The organism is Pseudomonas sp., assembly GCF_026224925.1.
Classification (GTDB): Bacteria; Pseudomonadota; Gammaproteobacteria; order Pseudomonadales; family Pseudomonadaceae; genus Aquipseudomonas.
The window spans coordinates 1-3,229 of the sequence record NZ_JAMFRV010000079.1 but is presented as its reverse complement, the minus strand read 5'-3'; the positions used below and the strand labels follow the sequence as shown (position 1 = coordinate 3,229).

Below are 3,229 nucleotides of genomic sequence, written 5' to 3'. Positions count from 1 at the left end.
GTCTGATTCACCCCAGGCCAGCCAGCGATCCGGTTCACGGGTGTCGCCCACTTTGCGCCAGCGACCTTCTTGCTGGGCGGTGATCGGAAAACCACCAACGAAGTCGATCATCTCGCCTTTAGGGTCCGGCAGAAATTCCCACTCTTCATTGCCATCGAGCACGATCTTCGCGGTATCGACGAAATAGCTGCCCTCTTTGTGTTTGACCTGACCCTCAATGTCGGTGGTGACCCGCACTTCACCCTTGTCGTTAGCAAAGATTGCATAGCCCAAATGATCATGACCGACCATGAACGAGCCGGTGTCCCAGCTACCGTCCTTATAGACCGTGGCAAAGGTCCACCAGATCACGTGTTTGTTGTTGTTCACCACCAAGTCTTTCTTGAAGTGAATCGCACCGCCTTCAGCCATGTAGAACTGGTCGAGGGCCATGGCGCCTTTCACCGGTTTGCCGTCGCAGATGCCAGCGATGTCCCACACTTGGGAGACATAAAACGTACCCCACTCCACACCCGGCAGGTACCACTGCAATCCTGGTGCGAGCAGGCGCCCTTCGAGGCTGAACAAGCCCTCTTCTTTCCAGGTGATGCGCTCGCTTGAGGCAGTGATTTTCCAGGCATTGCCTTCTTCACCTGGCTGGCTGGTCCAGGTCACGGTGTCACCATCAAGTCGCTGCGTCGGCATCGGTGTCAGTGCTTGGGTAGCGATTCGCGCCTGGTCCATGCGCAAATGCTTGCCATCCACCAAAGTGGACATGTAGAAAAACTTGGTTGGGTTCGGCGTGCCGGTGGGTGCCATGATCGAACGTACGAACGAGTAAATATTGCCCTCTTCATCCCGCACCGAGCCGAACGGCGCGCTCTTGCTCAGTTGCAGGCCAAAATAACCGCGCTCGCCCGCCATCGCCGGGCCGCTGACCTTGTGTGGGCCGACCAGTTGCTGAAAGCCAAAGTCGCCACGTTCGGGGATCGTCTTGAAAGTTTTCATGAATGCTCTCTTGTTATTGAATGGAATGAAAACAACGCAGTCGGGCAATCAGTCCCAGATCACCGGCAACTTCGACGCGCCACGCAATTGCGCGCCACTGATGGTCGGCGTCGGTTTCGAAGGGTCCAGCCGCACGTTGGGAAACAAGTCGAGAATCGCGTTGATCGCGCAGTTGAGTTCGACCTTGGCGACGAACTGACCGATGCACATGTGCGGACCGAAGCCAAAGCCGAACGAGGGTTTGGGCTTGCGATCAATGTCGAATTGATCCGGGTTATCGAAGGCGTCTTCGTCGCGGTTGGCCGAAACCACCATGCATTGCACGAACGCCCCCTTAGGAATCTTCACGCCGCCGATCTCGACGTCCTTGGCCGCTTCACGAACCTTGAACGTGGCCACCGGTTCGAAACGCACGGTTTCGTCGATGAGTTTGGCGATCAGCGCCCGATCATTGCGCACCCGATCCAATAGGCCCGGGGTGGTGAGTAACAGCAGCAACACTGAGCTGAAGGTCCGTGAGGTGGTTTCGCCCGCCGCCGGCAGCAGCGAACGGACAAAGGTAGTGACTTCGTGATCGTCGAGCTGCCGGCCTTCGTGTTCAGCGCGCAGCAGGCGGCCAATCAAATCGTCGCCTTCGCTGCCATCGGCACGTCGCTGAATTACCACCTTGAGGATTTCGTCATACAGCGCTTTAACCGCAACGCCCGCCAGACGCCGTGCTTCTGGAGCCTTTAGCGGATCAATTTGATTGCCGCCAACCATCGCCAAGGCCCAAGCCGCGTATTGACGATAGGTTTGCGGATCGTCTTCGGGAAAGCCCATGAGCGCGTACATTTCGCGGATGGGGAAATTCAGTCCGAAGTCCATCAGGTCGGCCTGTTTGTCAGCGATCATCGGAATCAGGAAGTCTTCGCGAATCACTCGATCGATCTTGCCACGCCACTTGTTCACGGTTTCTGGCATGAACGCTGGCTGCAGCAATGCCCGTACTTTGCGGTGCTGCTCGCCGTCCATGGCGAGAATGATCAGGCCGTCGAAAAACGCGCCCAATCCTTCGGCGATGAAACCGCTGGTAAAACTGGTGCCATCGCGAAGTACTGCCATCACGTCCTGATACTTGAACAGCGCAAAGGTCGGACGGGTGCCGGCTTGCATACCGGCGTTAGTCGGTACGCCAAACTGCGCGACGAAATCGCCTTCGAAAACCGGTGTGTTGTGACGCATCTCCCGGCACAGCGCATGGATGTCCAGATCCGCGCCCTGGTACATGTCGGACACGGCCGAGTAGGCGGATTCAAGGTTCAGGGCGGTACTGTCGCTGCTCATGGTAATTTCCTTGGATTGTTCTTGTTTTAAGGGCGACGCATGTGGTGTCGATGGTATCCAGATGCTCCCTCATCGCGTGCTGAATTCGTTGTACTCAGGGTCAAACGATTGCTCGCCAGCCGCTGAAAATCCGCAACAAATGTTGCTTCTTCGGCCATTGGACGGCAGTGTGTTTGCAAGCCCGAATGACAGACCGAAGCGACGACTCGCGACGGCTGCAAAACAATAAAAGGAGAAGTAACTTGAAAGGTTTGGAGCCTCCCGAGGCCGGTAAACTCAACACCCTGAAACGCATACTGGCTGCGGCGCGTCGGGAGTTTTCCGGCAAGGGTCTGGCAGGGGCGCGCGTCGAGGACATTGCTCAGGATGCTGGTGTTACCAAGCAGTTGGTTTATCACTATTACGGCTCCAAGGAAGGCTTGTTCGTGGCCGTGCTGGACGAGGCATCGGACACCATCATGTCCGAGTTGGTGGCGCTGGATGTTGAGGGCATGTCCGCGCCTGATGCCTTGCGCCATGTGCTCAATCATTTTTTTGATCAATACCGTTATGACCCACTATTGGGGGCACTCGCGCTGGAAGGAATCCGTTACCACGACGGGCATCAGACGCCGCGCAATCACTTTCTGGAACTGGCGCCTAAGCTGGTGGAGAAGTTCGAGCAGATCCTGCAGCACGGCGCGGCCAGTGGCGCGTTCAAACACGGCGTGAATGCACGCTTGTTTCTGGCGACGGCAGCGCTGGTCACCACCGGTTGGTTTACCAATCGTTATTCCATGTCAGCCTTGACTGGCCTGGAGACTGACTCGGCAGAAGGCATGTCTACCTGGCGCGAGTATTCGGCTAACTTCATCGTGGCGAGTGTTGCGGCGTTATAAAACGAGCAATATCTATGCATCGGCCGAACTCCTGTGGG

3 protein-coding genes are annotated in these 3,229 nt (G+C 56.8%); 1 reads left to right on the top strand and 2 read right to left on the bottom strand.

Annotated features, from left to right (window positions below):
• Positions 1-987, bottom strand: a 987-nt coding sequence (locus M0974_RS03435) for a hypothetical protein (RefSeq protein ID WP_297832822.1), incomplete at its 3' end; no start/stop codon positions are given.
• A 48-nt stretch (positions 988-1,035) separates the two neighbouring features.
• The gene (locus M0974_RS03430) at positions 1,036-2,313 is read right to left on the bottom strand and encodes a cytochrome P450 (RefSeq protein ID WP_297832819.1); all 1,278 of its coding nucleotides are present in this window, start codon (positions 2,311-2,313) and stop codon (positions 1,036-1,038) included.
• 242 nt (positions 2,314-2,555) lie between these two features.
• On the opposite strand from M0974_RS03430, the gene M0974_RS03425 reads away from it, so the two are divergent.
• Positions 2,556-3,191 (top strand): TetR/AcrR family transcriptional regulator, encoded by a 636-nt coding sequence (locus tag M0974_RS03425; protein ID WP_297832815.1) that lies wholly within the window; start codon positions 2,556-2,558, stop codon positions 3,189-3,191.
• The last annotated feature ends 38 nt before the right edge of the window (positions 3,192-3,229 follow it).

Bases quoted from the DNA above. Each gene is read 5' to 3' on its own strand.
- M0974_RS03430 (WP_297832819.1), bottom strand. From the start codon at position 2,313: ATGAGCAGCGACAGTACCGCCCTGAACCTTGAATCCGCCTACTCGGCC.